Annotated in this window: 12 protein-coding genes; 8 read left to right on the forward strand and 4 right to left on the reverse strand. The window is 60.0% G+C overall.

Annotated elements, in window-relative coordinates; translation table 11 throughout:
* The first annotated feature begins 112 nt into the window (after positions 1 to 112).
* The 3 genes from KVG87_RS06400 to KVG87_RS06410 all read left to right on the forward strand — a co-directional run bounded on the left by KVG87_RS06400 (position 113) and on the right by KVG87_RS06410 (position 6975).
* Entirely contained in the window at positions 113 to 1138 is a 1026-nt protein-coding gene (locus KVG87_RS06400; RefSeq protein ID WP_217849792.1) for a histone deacetylase family protein, read from the forward strand.
* Positions 1135 to 2229 carry a polyamine ABC transporter substrate-binding protein gene (locus KVG87_RS06405; protein ID WP_217849794.1) on the forward strand — a complete coding sequence of 365 codons (1095 nt, stop codon included), beginning with the start codon at positions 1135 to 1137 and terminating at the stop codon, positions 2227 to 2229. The genes KVG87_RS06400 and KVG87_RS06405 overlap by 4 nt, the downstream gene beginning before the upstream one ends.
* Before the next feature lie 141 nt (positions 2230 to 2370).
* Positions 2371 to 6975, forward strand: coding sequence for a dermonecrotic toxin domain-containing protein (locus KVG87_RS06410; protein ID WP_217849796.1), 4605 nt, complete (start codon positions 2371 to 2373; stop codon positions 6973 to 6975).
* Here the strand turns inward: KVG87_RS06410 and pdxR are convergent.
* Positions 6932 to 8482, reverse strand: coding sequence for a MocR-like pyridoxine biosynthesis transcription factor PdxR (gene pdxR, locus KVG87_RS06415; RefSeq protein ID WP_217849798.1), 1551 nt, complete (start codon positions 8480 to 8482; stop codon positions 6932 to 6934). The two genes, KVG87_RS06410 and pdxR, sit on opposite strands and share 44 nt — an antisense overlap.
* 93 nt (positions 8483 to 8575) lie before the next feature.
* On the opposite strand from pdxR, the gene KVG87_RS06420 reads away from it, so the two are divergent.
* Genes KVG87_RS06420 through KVG87_RS06430 form a run of 3 tightly spaced genes read left to right on the forward strand, consistent with a single transcriptional unit; the run spans position 8576 to position 10340 of the window.
* On the forward strand, positions 8576 to 9199 hold the full coding sequence (locus KVG87_RS06420) for an FMN-binding negative transcriptional regulator (protein ID WP_217849801.1): 624 nt from the start codon (positions 8576 to 8578) through the stop codon (positions 9197 to 9199).
* 10 nt (positions 9200 to 9209) lie between these two features.
* On the forward strand, positions 9210 to 9656 hold the full coding sequence (locus KVG87_RS06425) for a GNAT family N-acetyltransferase (RefSeq protein WP_217849803.1): 447 nt from the start codon (positions 9210 to 9212) through the stop codon (positions 9654 to 9656).
* A gap of 12 nt (positions 9657 to 9668) precedes the next feature.
* Positions 9669 to 10340, forward strand: coding sequence for a GNAT family N-acetyltransferase (locus tag KVG87_RS06430; RefSeq protein ID WP_217849805.1), 672 nt, complete (start codon positions 9669 to 9671; stop codon positions 10338 to 10340).
* A 122-nt stretch (positions 10341 to 10462) separates the two neighbouring features.
* Here KVG87_RS06430 and KVG87_RS06435 read toward each other — a convergent pair whose 3' ends face one another.
* Positions 10463 to 11365, reverse strand: a complete 903-nt coding sequence (locus KVG87_RS06435) for a homocysteine S-methyltransferase family protein (RefSeq protein ID WP_217849806.1) — start codon at positions 11363 to 11365, stop codon at positions 10463 to 10465.
* A gap of 113 nt (positions 11366 to 11478) precedes the next feature.
* Between KVG87_RS06435 and KVG87_RS06440 the strand changes: the two genes are divergently transcribed.
* Positions 11479 to 12297, forward strand: coding sequence for an ABC transporter substrate-binding protein (locus tag KVG87_RS06440; RefSeq protein WP_016772458.1), 819 nt, complete (start codon positions 11479 to 11481; stop codon positions 12295 to 12297).
* Positions 12294 to 13130, forward strand: coding sequence for an amino acid ABC transporter permease (locus KVG87_RS06445; RefSeq protein WP_122698746.1), 837 nt, complete (start codon positions 12294 to 12296; stop codon positions 13128 to 13130). Before KVG87_RS06440 ends, KVG87_RS06445 begins: the two co-directional genes overlap by 4 nt.
* A gap of 7 nt (positions 13131 to 13137) precedes the next feature.
* On the opposite strand, the gene KVG87_RS06450 is transcribed toward KVG87_RS06445, so the two are convergent.
* Entirely contained in the window at positions 13138 to 13416 is a 279-nt protein-coding gene (locus KVG87_RS06450; RefSeq protein WP_071171374.1) for a helix-turn-helix domain-containing protein, read from the reverse strand.
* Complete coding sequence (locus KVG87_RS06455; protein ID WP_217849807.1) at positions 13413 to 14762, reverse strand: HipA domain-containing protein; 1350 nt, start codon at positions 14760 to 14762, stop codon at positions 13413 to 13415. Before KVG87_RS06455 ends, KVG87_RS06450 begins: the two co-directional genes overlap by 4 nt.
* Positions 14763 to 15050: the final 288 nt, after the last annotated feature.

Here is a 15050-nt window from a genome sequence, read left to right on the forward strand (position 1 = left end):
CGGTCAGAGGTTTTGGCCATATCGATCCCCTTTTGGCCGCTCCCGACGTTCTCCGATTCAACTTGCGCCGCAACACTGAAGGCCACCGAATCAGCCTTGCGGAGAACAACAAATGCTGACGATCTACTCAGACGATCACCACTTGCACCATGGCCGCTGCGAACTTATCGATGGCCAGCTCAAGCCGTGCTTCGAGATGCCGTCGCGTGCCGACCATGTGCTGCAACGCGTGCACAAGCAAAACCTAGGGGCGGTCGAAGCGCCGAAGGATTTCGGCCTGGAGCCGATCGCGCGCATTCACAGCCATGACTATCTGGAATTTTTCAAAGGTGCGTGGGAGCGCTGGACCGAGTTCAACACTGACGGCGACTTGCTGCCCTACACCTGGCCGGCGCGCACCCTGCGTGCGATCAAACCGACCAGCCTGCATGGCCAGCTCGGTTATTACAGCTTCGACGGCGGCGCGCCGATTACCGCCGGCACCTGGCAAGCGGCCTACAGCGCGGCGCAAGTGGCGCTTACCGCGCAGGCTGAAATCCAGCGCGGCGCACGCGCGGCCTTCGCCCTGTGCCGTCCGCCGGGACATCACGCCGCCAGCGACTTGATGGGCGGTTATTGCTACCTCAACAACGCCGCCATCGCCGCTCAAGCCTTTCTCGATCAGGGCCACAAGAAAGTCGCGATCCTTGACGTCGACTACCACCATGGCAACGGCACTCAGTCGATTTTCTACGAACGCAGCGACGTCCTGTTCACTTCGATCCACGGCCACCCGGAAGCGGAGTTTCCATTCTTCCTCGGCTATGACGACGAGCGCGGCGAAGGTGCCGGCGAAGGTTTCAATTTCAACTATCCGCTGCCGGCCGGTTCCGGCTGGGATGTCTGGAGCGCGGCGCTGGATCAAGCCTGCGACGAGATCGATCGCTATGGCGCGGACGTCATCGTCGTCTCCCTCGGCGTCGACACGTTCAAGGACGATCCGATCTCGCAGTTCAAACTCGACAGCCCGGATTACCTGGCCATGGGCAAGCGCATCGCCGCCCTCGGCAAGCCGACCCTGTTCGTCATGGAAGGTGGCTACGCCGTTGAAGAAATCGGCATCAACGCGGTGAACGTGCTGGAAGGTTTTGAACAATGAAAAAGCGACTGATCGCCTCGGCGCTGTGCGCGGCTCTGCTCAGCGCTGGCGCCCACGCCGAAGAACGCACGCTGCGCGTCTATAACTGGTTCGACTACATCACGCCCAAGGCGCTGGACGACTTCAAGGCACAGAACAGCCAGACCAAACTGATCTACGACATCTTCGACACCAACGAAGCACTCGAGGCCAAGCTGCTCACCGGCAACTCAGGCTATGACGTGGTGGTGCCGTCCAACGTGTTTCTCGCCAAGCAGATCGAGGCCGGGGTGTTTCAGCCGCTGGATCGCAGCAAACTGCCAAACTGGAATCACCTCGATCCGAAACTGATGAAGCTGATCGAGGCCAATGATCCGGGAAACAAATTTGCCGTGCCGTACATGTACGGCACCATCCTCATTGGTTTCAACCCGGCCAAGATCAAGGCAGCACTGGGCGAAAATGCGCCCGTGGACAGTTGGGACCTGATCTTCAACGAAGAGAACATCAGCAAGCTCAAGCAGTGCGGCGTCGCCCTGCTCGACTCGCCGTCGGAGATTCTGCCGCTGGCCCTGCAACACCTGGGTCTGGACCCCAACAGCAAGAAGCCGGCGGATTACGCCAAGGCTGAAGCGCTGCTGCTGAAGATCCGCCCCTATGTGACGTACTTCCATTCCTCCAAATACATGGCCGACATCGCCAACGGTGACATCTGCGTGGCCGTCGGTTATTCCGGCAGTTTCTCGCAAGCGGCCAACCGCGCCAAGGAAGCGAAAAACGGCGTGGTGGTCGATATGCGTTTGCCGAAAGAAGGCGCGCCGATCTGGTTCGACATGCTCGCCATTCCCAACGGCGCGAAGAACACCGAGGACGCCTACACCTTCATCAACTATCTGCTGCAACCGGCGGTGATCGCACCGATCAGCGATTTTGTCGGCTATCCAAACCCGAACAAGGACGCCACCGGCCTGGTCGATCCGGCGATTCGCAACAACCCGAACCTGTACCCGACCGATGCGGCAATGAGCACGCTCTACACCTTGCAGCCGCTGCCTCGGGATGCCGAACGTGCACGCACGCGAGCGTGGACGAAAATCAAGTCCGGGACCTGAAACCGGCTCGTTTGCTCAAGACCCGCCTCGGCGGGTCTTTTTTTGCCTGGCAGCTTTATCTACCGCACGGGTCACCGTCGCGCCTTTTAACTTGCTCTGCTCCGCCGCCCTTGCGGCGTCCCGACAGAGCAGGAAACCACCATGACCGCCATTCCCAAAGCCAGTGCCGTCGATATCGTGACTCAGCTGGTTACTGGCCCCTCACTGCAAGAAGTCGCTTCAAAAACGCTGCGCGATGCCCTCAAGACGCTGTATCCGAATCTCGACATAGACCCGCGTCTGGCGATGGTCGTGCAACCCACCTGGGCCATTGTGGATGGTCGAGTCGTACCCGACGGGTATCAGGCTGGATCGCTGACCAACGCCCTGGTGCGGCTCGGCCTGTCCGGCACCACGGTGACGTACCTTGATGGCGAGCATTATCTGACCCTGCAACCCGGCGTGCCCGCCCCCGCGCATCTGCCGGTAAAGATCGATGCCATCGGCCTGTTGCTCAACGAACTGGCACCACTGCTGTTCATCGCCTACAAGGAGCAGCACGTCGAATACTGGGACGAGTTCACCTACCCCGGGCAACCGCGCTGGCAGCAATTGTCCGAGGCACTGCGCAACCTGTGGAACGTCGATGCCAGCGTCGGCTGGGACGCTGACGAGATCGCCATCGCCCAGGCGATTTTCACACAGCCCGACCCGCAACAACGGCTGGCCCCCGCCCCGTACTCGGCAAAGGCATATCTGATTGACCTCGATCGCGGTGGCGCCGACACGCCATCGCACTTGACCGTGGTCGACGCCGCAGTAGTGATCGGCACAATTGCAGAGCGCAAGTTGATTCTGACCCACGCGGTCACCCAGGGCTTTCAGCGTTTCGATTCACTGGAGGAGCTCGGCGAGGCTCTGCTGCGGATATATGGCGCAAGCGCCTCGGGCAAAGATCTCAAGTGGCGGCTGGTCGAACCCCAGGGCAATTTCTTCGACCAGCAGGCCTGCGCCCTGATTTCCATGGAAGCGGATGCCTTGGGCGAAATCAGTTTTTTTCAGGATTCGCCTGGTCAACGCGTCTATCCGCATACCGGCACGGTCGGCAAACCGGCACAACCGACACCGCGCCTCGAAGCGCACTTCGATCGTTTGCAGCCGATGCTTCCGGACTGGCTGAACGACGCACTGCCCATGGATCAGACGCGTTATAGCCGGCACCTGCTGGATCTGACAACGCTGCAGCACGAGAACAACGGCAAATCCTTTCAAAGCGAAATCACCAGCCTGCAGGCGTTCACTCGTGCAGCGCTGATCAGGCAGATTCTCAAGGAGCAGCCCGGCGCCACAGACGTGAACATCGACAACATCGAAATCACCATCACCAGTCTCGTGGTCTGGGGCACGTTTGTGTTGCCGGGAAATACGCAGACTCAGACATGGACGCTAACCGAGCTCGCCCTGCAAAACCTCGCAGGCCTGCCCTTGGGCAACAAGACTGTGCGGTACAAGGATGGTAGCCCGGTACCCGAGTGGATGAGCGCGACTTTTCTGGAAAACCTGGTCAGCACCGTCGACATTGGCAAGACCTACCCGGCGCATCTCAAGGCCATGCTGATAGACGACACTGTGCAAGCGTCGCTGTTGCAAGGGCTCTACACCAGTCAGCTGCGCATTGAGCTGCCATTGCTGGCGTTACAGCACAAGATCCGGGGTAAAGCGGGCCTCGATGAATCGGGTTATCGATACGTGGTCGCCGCATTCGCCACGACTGGCGCGGAACGCTACGTCGATGGCGAGGAAATCGTCATTCGCCCATTGGCCTTCGTCGCTCATCGCAGCCGCTCCACCGCAGACACTGTCGACAACATGTATGTCATAGGCCCGCGCGATGCCGACAAAGGGCCGTGCGTGCTGTATCGACCGCTGTTCGACAAGACTCTGCTGCAATATCCGGGGCCCGCGAATCTGCTTTTTGCGATCCAGCATTCGCGACATTTGCGTGACTCGGTACTGGCCTGGTTGCCGGACGATGTGCGCTTCAATTACAGCCAGTTCGTCTTTACCGCCAGGCTGCCGTCGGTGTGGACGATCCCGCAACTGATGATCAATCCGACCACGGCGCTGGACATGTCAGGCGCCGTCGCGCTGGGCACGCAGGTGATCGCCAGCGATATCCTCGCAACCCTGCACGAACGCAACGTCAAGGCGCTTGTTACCCAAGCCGACCGGCAATCGGTCTCCGATGCAGAAGCACGCTGGGCCTCGCTGAAACAGGGCGGCTGGGTGATGCTCAACGCCGCGCTGCCGTTTCTGGGCCGCAGCGTAGGCACAGCGGCGTGGATCTGGCAGATCATGGATGATCTGCAGGAAATCACCGACGGCGCCAACGAGCAATCGGGGAAGATCGCCTGGACGGCCATCGCCGATATTCTCCTGGCGCTGGGCATGGTGCTCGCCCACCGTGCGGCGGTGGGCGATGCGCCATCGACACCCGTGGCCACGGAGCTCGAAGAGGACCCAGCGACGACCAGACCTGCCGCCAGAATCGTCAAAGCGCTGCGCCAGCCCGATATCACCGGCCCGCAGTTAACCCAATTCCATGGCACATCGATCGACAGCATCACGGCGCTGAAGCGATCGCCGACGGCACTCGCCACGCTGTTGAACGGGTTCGAGGTCGGCAAGCCCAAAGCCCTTGGCGCAGCCACCCGGGAAGGCGCGTATCGAGACCTCTACGCCCACGCAGACAAATGGTACGCCCGGGTCGGTGAGCGCTGGTTCGAAGTCGCGCGCAACGCGCATGGCGATGTGCACATCGTCGATACGCGTCAGCCCACCCGACCAGCCGGGCCCAGGCTTGCCTATACCGCCAATGGCCAATGGGTGATAGATCTGCGTTTGCACCTGCGCGGAGGCGGGCTGGAGGACGGGCGCAAGGTGGCGCAAGGCAAAAAAAACCAAGAGGTGGCCGTATTGTCCGAGCAGATTACCGCGTTCGATTTGACGATGGAGAGCAAAGGCAGCCGTCTCGATACCGAACGCAACAGCCTGCGCGATGCCCCTGCGCAGGCACGCGAACAAGCGCTTGCGCAGTACCTCGCCACGCTCGATTCACAGCACAACGAATATGCCGCGAACATTCAGCTGATCAAGACACTCAACTGCAAGCAATCGATTCCCAACTACCGCACGGTCATGCCGGAGCGGTTGGACATGCAGTTGTTTCTGGGACAGGAGTGGCTGAGTAATAACGCTTCGGATTACCAGCAGCGGGTACTGGCGGTGCAGGCGATACTCGACGACGAACTGCGCAGCGAATCGCAGGCAGTCACCTCTGCGTTTGAACAGTTGAACGATGCCACTCAAACCATTATCGAGAAAATGGAGTCGGCTGAAGCCTGCCTGGATGAACTGACCAGGCTGGGACCTGATGGCCTGGAGATAAAGCAGAAATACAACATCAGCCTGGCGCCCTACCCGCTGGATGATCTGAAGACTCTGCAGATCAGTCTCGGCCAATACACCTGCATCAAGCCCGGCGATTCCACCGCTCATGTCGAGGCGCAACAAGCGCTGGCCAGTCTGTTCGAAGATGCTGCGCTGAACGTTCAGAGTTCGCGGGACCTGAGCGCCGATGAAAGCCTCAGTGATCTGCGTATACGCATCGACGCCCTGAGTCAGGTGAGCGAACAGTTCGCTTCCGTGGACAAGCGTTTCGATGACCTGGCGAGTGAATATTCCGAACACATAAACGCGCAACGACTCAGGCAATTGCAGGCGCGCGTGGCCGCATTCAAGGACAGCGCCGACAACCGACTCGCCGACCTGTTGCGCTACCGGCATTTACTCGTGCCGCAAGCTGGTCCGTCGCGTCCCTCAACGTCAGCTTCGAATCGGCAGATCATCAAGACACGCAACAAGGGCACCCTGGTCGGCGAACGGAAGAAAAGCCTCGACGGCAAGGACACCGATCTGGTCGAAGTCGGTACGGCACTGACGCGAGTCATCGCGACATTCAAGGAGGAGTCGCCAGGTATCTGGGTCGAGCAGAGCGCACGGCCTGCACCGTTGCCTAAAGCCCGGCCCAACCTCAACAAGAGCATCAGCGAAGGGCAGGCATTGATCGACGGGCTGGCGGCGTTTCATCGGCGCATCGAGGCGCGTCTCAAACGCGGCTCGCGCATTCCAGTGGAGGTCGAAGAGGAATACCACAACCACGCCACCCTATTGCGCAAAGCCTGTGCGGCGATCGATGAAGCGTTAACGGCGAGTAACCTCACCGCTGCTCTGCATGAACCGTCCGAAGAGCTCAACCACAAGCTCGACGCTGCGGCTACGACACTGGAGCAAAAAGGCACCAGCACGCGAATCCGCCTGGTCAAGCAACAACTGCCAACAGCTGCCGGGGTCGAGTGGCTCAAGGACAAGGGCGAAGTGAACATCTCGAAAACCCTGACCCGACGGCGTCTGAGGCGCCATCAGAACGATTTTCTCGACGAGTATCAGATTCGCGATGCGCATACCGATAAGGTCCTCTGCTATGCGCATTTCCATTACAGCAGCGTCGACGCGCCCGTTGGTGCATTTGTGCGTGGACATATGAAAACGCTCGCTCAGCACCGCATGGGGGGCGTCGCCGAAATAACGGGTGTGGATAATCAGAGGCTGATTGAAATCCATCGCAGCGAAATTTCCACTCGCAGCGCCGAAACGCTGTTCTTCAATCTCGCCAAGCCTGCCGCAGACGCGACAGCGCCGCTTTGATCGCAGGCTCTGGTACGGCGGCAAAACCCAGCACCAGGCCGGCGCGCTGATCCATGGGCGTAGTCGAGTCGGGTAACCAGTAGCTGCTCAGGCCGTTGATTTCGACATCGACATCAGCGGCCTGAGCGATCAATTGCTGCTCGCGCTCGATGCTGTCCACGGCGACGGTCAGGTGCAGCCCGGCTGAAACGGCCGGCAACTGACCGACACCGGCGACCGTCGGCCAGCCTTCGAGCAGACAGTTGCGCCGGCTCAGCGCAGCCCGGCGCATGCGGCGGATATGCCGCTGGAAATGCCCGGCGGCCATGAATTCGGCCATCACCGCTTGCGTGCTGACCTCCGAGTGCCGCACATCGACGGCGCGGCGTTGCGCAAACGCGTCGACCAGCGCTGGCGGCAGCACCAGATAACCAAGGCGCAACGCCGGAAAAGCGACCTTGCCGAAGGTGCCGACGTAGAGCACACGCCCCTGACGATCAAGTGCGGCCAACGGTGCCAGCGGTGCGCCGGTGTAGCGGTACTCGCCGTCGTAATCATCTTCGACGATCCAGCCGCCGACCCGCTCGGCCCAGGCGAGCAATTCCAGACGCCGGGCCAGACTCATCACCACTCCGGTCGGGTACTGATGAGACGGCGTGACATAAGCCACCCGGCAATCGCTGAGCCGGGCCATGGCGCTGCAATCGATGCCGTCGCTGTCTACCGCCACGCCATGCAATTTCGCCCCCGCTACAGCGAAGGCATGCCCGGCGGCGCGATAGCCCGGATTCTCGATCGCCACGCCGTCCCCCGGCTCGACCAGCAACTGTGCACAAAGGCTGATGCCCTGCTGTGCGCCACTGGTGATCACAATTTGCTCAGCCGTGCACTGCATGCCCCGCGAACTGCGCAAATACGCAGCGATCATGCTGCGCAGTCGCGCATCACCGGCCGGGTCGCCGTAACACAGCTGCTGCAGATCCGGTTTGCGCCAGAAAGCCGCGTTGAGCTTGGCCCAGACCTCGAACGGAAACAGATCGAATGCAGGCACACCCACCCGAAAAGCACGCGGCGGACCGCTCGGTGGTCGAGGTAAATGATGCTTTTCAATGCGAGAAAAGCCACCGCTGTGGATAACTTTGCTGGATGGATTCACAGGTAAATCCAGCCAATTTGTGGATAAGGCTGTGGGTAAGCCTGTTGACAAGCCTGTGGATGAATTTGTGGATAGTTTTTTCCCAGGCGGGGATGCCTGAGCCAATCGCGCCACGTAAGTACCGTCGCCAACGCGCCCTTCGATAAACCCCTCGGCATACAACTGATCGTAAGCGCGCACCACGCTGTTGCGGGAAATGCCCAGCGCCAAGGCCAAATCTCGGCTGGCCGGCAATCGCGTGCCACTGGCCAGACGTCCATCCAGCACCCGCAGGCGCAGAGCCTGATAGAGCTGGCGGCTCAGGCCCTGACGGCGATCAAGCTCGATACCGGCCGGGTTGAAGGGCATCGACAAGGGTGGCAGATCAGGCATGGCGAATGGACCTATGAAATGGCTCAGCAATGGCTCTTACAACGGACCAATAGCCTGCCTAGGATGCAGGCATTCGCCAAGGAAAATCTGTCCATGTACACGCCACGCGCCTTTGCCATCGAAGACTTGTCCCAACTGCACGAACTGATTCTTGCCACGCGCCTGGCCATTCTGGTCAGCCACGGCGAAAGCGGCCTGCAAGCCAGCCACGTGCCGGTGCTGCTGCACCGCGAACAGGGCGAATACGGCACGCTCTACGGCCATCTGGCCAAGGCCAATCCGCAGTGGAAGGACCTGCGGGACGGCGCCGAGGCCATGCTGATCTTTGCCGGACCAGACGCCTACGTCAGCCCCAGCTTCTACCCGAGCAAAGCCGAGCACGGCAAAGTCGTGCCGACCTGGAACTACATCGCCGTGCACGCCTACGGCCAGGCTGAGACCTTCAGCGATGGCGGCCGCTTGCTCGACATTGTCAGCACCCTCACCGACCGTCACGAAGCGGGCCGCGCGCAGCCGTGGTCGGTGGACGATGCACCAGCCGAATACATCGACACCATGCTCAAGGCCATCGTCGGTTTTGCCATTCCCATCGACCGCCTCGAGGGCAAACGCAAGCTCAGCCAGAACCGCAGCGCCGAAGATATTGCCGGGGTGCGCGAAGGTCTCGCCGCCAGCCCCGACGCCAACGACCAAACACTTGCCAGCCTGATGCGCTAAGGATCTATTCATGACCCAGATCGACATTCGCCCGGTCAGCGCCAATGACCACGCCGCTTGGCTGCCGCTGTGGCAGGCGTACCTGCGCTTTTACAACACTGATCTGGCGGACGCCGTCACCCAGAGCACCTGGCAGCGTTTTCTCGATCCGAACGAACCGACCCACGCCGCCCTCGCCTGGGCTGAAGGCAAAGCGCTGGGCATGGTGCATTACATCTATCATCGCTCGAACTGGAGCATCGAAAATTCCTGCTATTTGCAGGATCTGCTGGTGGTGCCGGAAGCCCGTGGCACTGGTGTCGGCCGGCTGTTGATCGAGCATGTCTACGCTACCGCCAAGGCCGATGGTTGCTGCAAAGTCCACTGGCTGACCCATGAAACCAACGCCACGGCGATCCAGCTCTACGAGCGCATTGCCGAACGCCCGGGATTCATCCAGTTTCGTAAAGCCCTTTAAGGAGACGCGCACATGACCGCTTCACTCGCTGACTGGAAAGGCGTCCCCGCCCCCTCCGCCACCCTGCTCGAGGGCCGTTTCATTCGTCTGGAAAAACTCGACCCGGCGCGGCATGCCGAGCAACTGTACGCCGCCCTCGAAGGGCCGGGTGCCGATCCGAAGCTCTGGGATTACTTGCCTTACGGTCCGTTTCGCGAGCGCAGCGCGTTCAACGACTGGCTGAACAATCATGCGGCCAACAGCGACCCGTATTTCTTCAGCGTCATCGACCGCGCGACTGGTCAGGTGCAAGGCATCCTCAGCCTGATGTCGATCGTCCCGGCGCAGGGCCGCATCGAAATCGGCCACGTCACTTTCGGTGCGCCAATGCAGCGCTCGCCGAAAAGCACCGAGGCGGTGTACCTGCTGGCCAAGTATTCGTTCGAGCTGGGTTACCGGCGCCTGGAATGGAAGTGCAACAACGGCAACGCTCGCTCCAAATACGCGGCCGAGCGTCTGGGCTTCAGCTTTGAAGGCGTCTTCCGCCAGCACATGGTGGTCAAGGGGCAGAACCGCGATACCGCGTGGTATTCGATTCTGGATGCGGAATGGCCGGCGATCGGTGCAGGGTTCGAGCGCTGGTTGGGCGATGAAAACCAGACGCCTGACGGCCAACTCAAAGGTCTGGCCGAATGCCGTAGCTGAACTTCACAGATACCCCTGTGGGAGCGAGCCTGCTCGCGAAGGCGGTGTGTCAGTCACTGAAAATATTGACTGACTGACCGCTTTCGCGAGCAGGCTCGCTCCCACAATTGGCGGGGTCTTTCTTAACGACGCAGTTCTTGCGCCAGCACCGCAATGTGCTCCGGGCCGATCCCGCAGCAACCACCCAGATGACTGGCGCCGCGCTGTTGCCAGTCCAGCGCCCAGTGCAGATACCCCGGCGGATCAAGATCGTCACGCAACGGGTCGAGCCCGTCGTTGGCCGTTGCTTCCTTCGGTTGCGGAGGAAACGCGTTGGCATACGCGCCGATATTGATCGTGACGCCGAGACGTTCAAAGGTGGCGCGCGCCGCGTCGATGGCTGCGCCAATCACTTCAGGCTGACTGCAGTTGAACAGCAGGGTTTCGACGCCGAGTTCAGCCGCCACCGCAGCCGCTTCGGCTACCGGCTCACCGGAGCGCAGGCGTGGCACTTCATCGGTGTCTTCATCCTTGAGCGTGAATGAAAGCCAGAACGGTTTGCCGTCCTTCGGCAGCCCGGCGTGGATAGCGCGGGCCTCGACGATCGAGCTTTGCGTTTCTGCCAGCCACAGGTCCACATGTGGCGCCAGACCGTTAACCAAAGGCGTCAACAGTTCGGTCACGCGATCCGCTTCGAACAGATCCGGACGATACGAACCAAACAGCGGCGGCAACGAACCGGCAACACGCACTGACTTGCCGGATGCCTGCACCGCCCGCCGCGCCAACTCCCCCGCCAGTGCCGCAAGCGCCTGGCCTTCAGCCGCAAAACGCGCCTCGCCAATGTGAAATGGCACCACCGCGTAACTGTTGCTGGTGATCACATTGGCACCACTGGCGATGTAAGCGGCATGCACCGCCTCGACCGCCTGCGGCGCTTCGCTCAGCGCCAGTGCCGACCACTCCGGCTGGCGAAATGGCGCCCCGGCGCGTTGCAATTCACGGCCCATGCCGCCATCGAGAATGACCGTACTTGCTGCGCCCATATGCTTTTCACTCATATGCTTATGAAAATAACTCACTATCAGAGTCGTTCTTATAACTATTTAATACGCACCACTCGGTTAATAACAACCTCTTTTTTCAACAGGAAGCGACTGTGAAACTCCAACCGCTATTGGCCCTGGGCCTGACCATTCTGGCCTCCACCCAAGCCTTCGGCGGCGCGACGCTGGACCGTGTCGAACAGAAAAAAGAGCTGGTCGGCGTGCTCATGGAAAGCTATCCGCCCTTCTCGTTTCTCAATGAGCAGAATCAACTCGACGGTTTCGATGTCGACGTTGCCAAAGCGGTGGCGGACAAGCTTGGAGTTAAACTGCGTCTGGAAACGCCGTCTTGGGACGTGATCGCCGCCGGCCGCTGGAGCGGGCGCTACGACATCTGCATCTGCTCGATGACCCCGAGCAAGGCCCGCGCCGAAGTGTTCGACTTCCCGGTCGAGTACTACGCCTCGCCAGCGGTAATCGTGGTCAATGCCAAGGACGATCGCATCCACAGCGCCAAGGATCTGAGCGGCAAAAAGGTCGGCCTGACCAGCGCCTCCAGCTACGAAAGTTATCTGAACAAAAACCTGGTGATCGAAGGCGCCGAGGATACGCAGTTGCAGTATCCGTTCGAGGATGTGCAGATCGCTCCTTATGACACCGACAACGTCGCCTTCCAGGATCTGGGCCTGGGCGCCGGCGTGCGCCTGGATGCAATTCTTACCAATCTGGTCACCGCACAGCCGCGCCTGAACCAGGACCAGCGCTTCAAACTGGCCGGTGAACCGCTGTACTCGGAACCCAACTCGGTGGCCATCGAAAAGGGTGACCCGCAGTGGGACGCCAAGGTGCGCGAGGTGTTCGCCCAGCTGAAACAGGACGGCACCCTGAGCAAGCTGTCGCAGAAATGGATCGGCGCCGATATCAGCCAATGACTTCCTTTCCGACCCCGCCCCAGCCACCGCAACCGGTGGCTGAAACACGCCTGCAAAAGCTCTTTGGTTTCCGTACGCGCCTGTACCTGACGTGGGCGGCGCTGTTCTGCCTGTTTGCCGGATTCTTCCTGAGCTTCGACCTGAAGTTCGCGATCATCCTCGACAAGCTGCCCAACCTCGTTGGCCTGAAGCTGGCGCCAAACGGCTTCCTGCAAGGCGCAGCGCTGACGCTGTTTCTGTGCGCCTGCTCGATCATCGCCTCGTCGCTGCTCGGTTTCATCACCGCGCTGGCGCGCCTGTCGAGCAGCGCCGTGGCGTTTGGCATCGCCAGTTTCTACACCTCGTTCTTTCGCGGCACGCCATTGCTGATCCAGATCCTGCTGATCTACCTCGGCCTGCCGCAACTGGGCATCGTCCCCGGCGCCATCGTCGCCGGCATCATTGCCCTGTCGCTGAACTATGGCGCCTACCTGAGCGAAATCTTCCGCGCCGGCATCCTCGGCGTCGATCACGGCCAACGCGAAGCATCCCTGGCGCTGGGCCTGCGCGAAAGCGTGATCTTCTGGCGCATCACCCTGCCCCAGGCCATGCGCACGATTATCCCGCCGACCACCAACCAGTTCATCTCGATGCTCAAGGACTCGTCGCTGATCTCGGTAATGGGCGTCTGGGAAGTGATGTTTCTCGCCCAGTCCTACGGGCGTTCAAGCTATCGCTATATCGAAATGCTCACCACGGCGGCGATCATCTACTGGCTGATGTCGATCGGGCTGGAGCTGATTCAGGCACGGATGGAGCGGCATTACGGCAAGGCGTATGTGCGCCGTAGTTGAGGTGCATTCAAATGGTGTCCCGGCGAATCCGCACTACGCCCATTTTCATGCCGAACGGGCGGAACACCGCGTTCAGCGACTTCAGCGTCTGATTGCCTTCGCCATGTTCGATATGCACCAGCGTGCGCACAGAAATCTTGCACATCTTCGCGAACTGGGACTGATGCAGACCGGTGACTTCGACCCGTAAACGGCGCACGGCGTCACCGATTTCCAGAGTGCCTTCGGCCAGTGATTGCTGAATGCTTTCGATGAGCGCCGTGCGCTCGAGGACGGTCAGACTCATTGCAGGTCCCACTCTTTCAAACGTTGCTCGAGGTTTTTCAGATGAACGCTCGGGTGATTCATGGTTCTGGCGGGCAAACCGCTGGCCGCAAGAATATCCGGCAGTGCGGCCAGACGGCGGCCATCCGCGCGCAGGCCTTCGAACAGCGCAGAGGCATCCAGCCCCGCCAACGAATCGTGCGGATCTGCGCTATCGGCCAATACGCGGCAGACACCTCGCCAATCGACATCTCCCGCCCGCTCCAACTCTTTTGGCCATTTGGTCGTACGAGTCACGCCTTCGTCATCCATGACCATCGGGGCGAGGTCATAGATCGGCGCGAGTTGGAAAGCGTTCTCTTGCCGGATGATCGCCGTGTTACGACCGTGGTTATCTGAGTTTCCGAGGATTTTATTGATCAGGTCGCGACGCAGATAATCGGCAACGAGGCCGGGAATCTGGCTGGCCTGACCCGCTTTGCGCCAGAGCCCGGCGAGCATGCGGATCACTTCCAGATGATTCATGGCGCTGCCTGGCGTCGTCACTTCTGCCAGCGAATAAATCGATTCGACGGCGAAACGCGACACCGCCCCATCTTTCACTTGTCGATCAAAACGCCGCATCCACAAACTCGGTTTGTTCGCCTCTTCCAAGGCCAGGCCTTGTGCCGCGACCGTTTCGATGCCCAATGTCTGCAGCGCTTTGTAGTAATGGAATTCGCTGCGCAGGATGTCCTGGTCGGTCTGCCCGCCCCTGTTTCTGGCGAATTTCACGAACCAGTGCTGTCGCACTTCTTCATCGTCCAATACCGCATCGGGATACAGAAGCCCGGCGCTGTTCTCTGCCAGTAAGAGCTTCGGAGCTTCCCCACCTGCCCCCGTCGCGCCACCGATGGCCGCGCCCAGCTCGTAGGCATATTCAAGAAAGCGGTTGTCGCGGCTAATGACCTCCTCGCGCTTGAATCCGATCGGCTTCCTCTCATCGACTGCTTCCGCCGATTCCTTTATTCGCATATTGCCAATGGGTGCCGGTGTACTGCGACCCAGCAGAAAAAGATCGGCGCTGATCTCGGCGGGTCTTTCCTGATCCAGGCGGGCGAGCAGAAACCGCTTGGCTGCGCCTGCCGGTGCGATGTCGTGGACAAAGGCTGGTGTCTTCGCGCGCCGACCTTCCCAATCCAGCGGATACAGGGCACTCACGGCTTGGGAAAAAGGCGACCCGATCAACTCGATGTTTTCCACCAGATAGTCCGCTTCATAGCCAAAACTGCAGCGGCTTTCGAAGCCTTTTTCCGGATCATCGAAGTCAAGAATCATCGCGTCGTGCCATTGCCCAGCGGTGAAGATCTGGAGTGTCAGGTTATACATGTTGATTCCATTTGCATTTTAATGCAGTTCAACGAGGATAAACTTTCAATACATGCAATATAGTGCATACGAGCACTTTTACGCGCTTAAATATCTGCAACAAAATGCAGATTAGCACTCCCATGTGGCCGTCTGAACGCAAATTAATGCAGTTAAGCGTCTGACGTGCCGCTGGTTAAGGTTCTTCAACGGGAGAAAGCCGTAGGAAAAAGAACAGCCACCACTGCGCAAAATCTCTGATTTGTGAACACCAGTGAGGATTTTCTACACAACGATCCGATGTCGCCT

Source organism: Pseudomonas siliginis, assembly GCF_019145195.1.
Classification (GTDB): domain Bacteria; phylum Pseudomonadota; class Gammaproteobacteria; order Pseudomonadales; family Pseudomonadaceae; genus Aquipseudomonas; species Aquipseudomonas siliginis.

Coding starts and splice junctions, on each gene's coding strand:
- pdxR (WP_217849798.1), bottom strand. CDS start 8,482: ATGCCTGATCTGCCACCCTTGTCGATGCCCTTCAACCCGGCCGGTATC.
- KVG87_RS06425 (WP_217849803.1), top strand. CDS start 9,210: ATGACCCAGATCGACATTCGCCCGGTCAGCGCCAATGACCACGCCGCT.
- KVG87_RS06430 (WP_217849805.1), top strand. CDS start 9,669: ATGACCGCTTCACTCGCTGACTGGAAAGGCGTCCCCGCCCCCTCCGCC.
- KVG87_RS06450 (WP_071171374.1), bottom strand. CDS start 13,416: ATGAGTCTGACCGTCCTCGAGCGCACGGCGCTCATCGAAAGCATTCAG.
- KVG87_RS06435 (WP_217849806.1), bottom strand. CDS start 11,365: ATGGGCGCAGCAAGTACGGTCATTCTCGATGGCGGCATGGGCCGTGAA.
- KVG87_RS06405 (WP_217849794.1), top strand. CDS start 1,135: ATGAAAAAGCGACTGATCGCCTCGGCGCTGTGCGCGGCTCTGCTCAGC.
- KVG87_RS06445 (WP_122698746.1), top strand. CDS start 12,294: ATGACTTCCTTTCCGACCCCGCCCCAGCCACCGCAACCGGTGGCTGAA.
- KVG87_RS06410 (WP_217849796.1), top strand. CDS start 2,371: ATGACCGCCATTCCCAAAGCCAGTGCCGTCGATATCGTGACTCAGCTG.
- KVG87_RS06400 (WP_217849792.1), top strand. CDS start 113: ATGCTGACGATCTACTCAGACGATCACCACTTGCACCATGGCCGCTGC.
- KVG87_RS06420 (WP_217849801.1), top strand. CDS start 8,576: ATGTACACGCCACGCGCCTTTGCCATCGAAGACTTGTCCCAACTGCAC.
- KVG87_RS06455 (WP_217849807.1), bottom strand. CDS start 14,762: ATGTATAACCTGACACTCCAGATCTTCACCGCTGGGCAATGGCACGAC.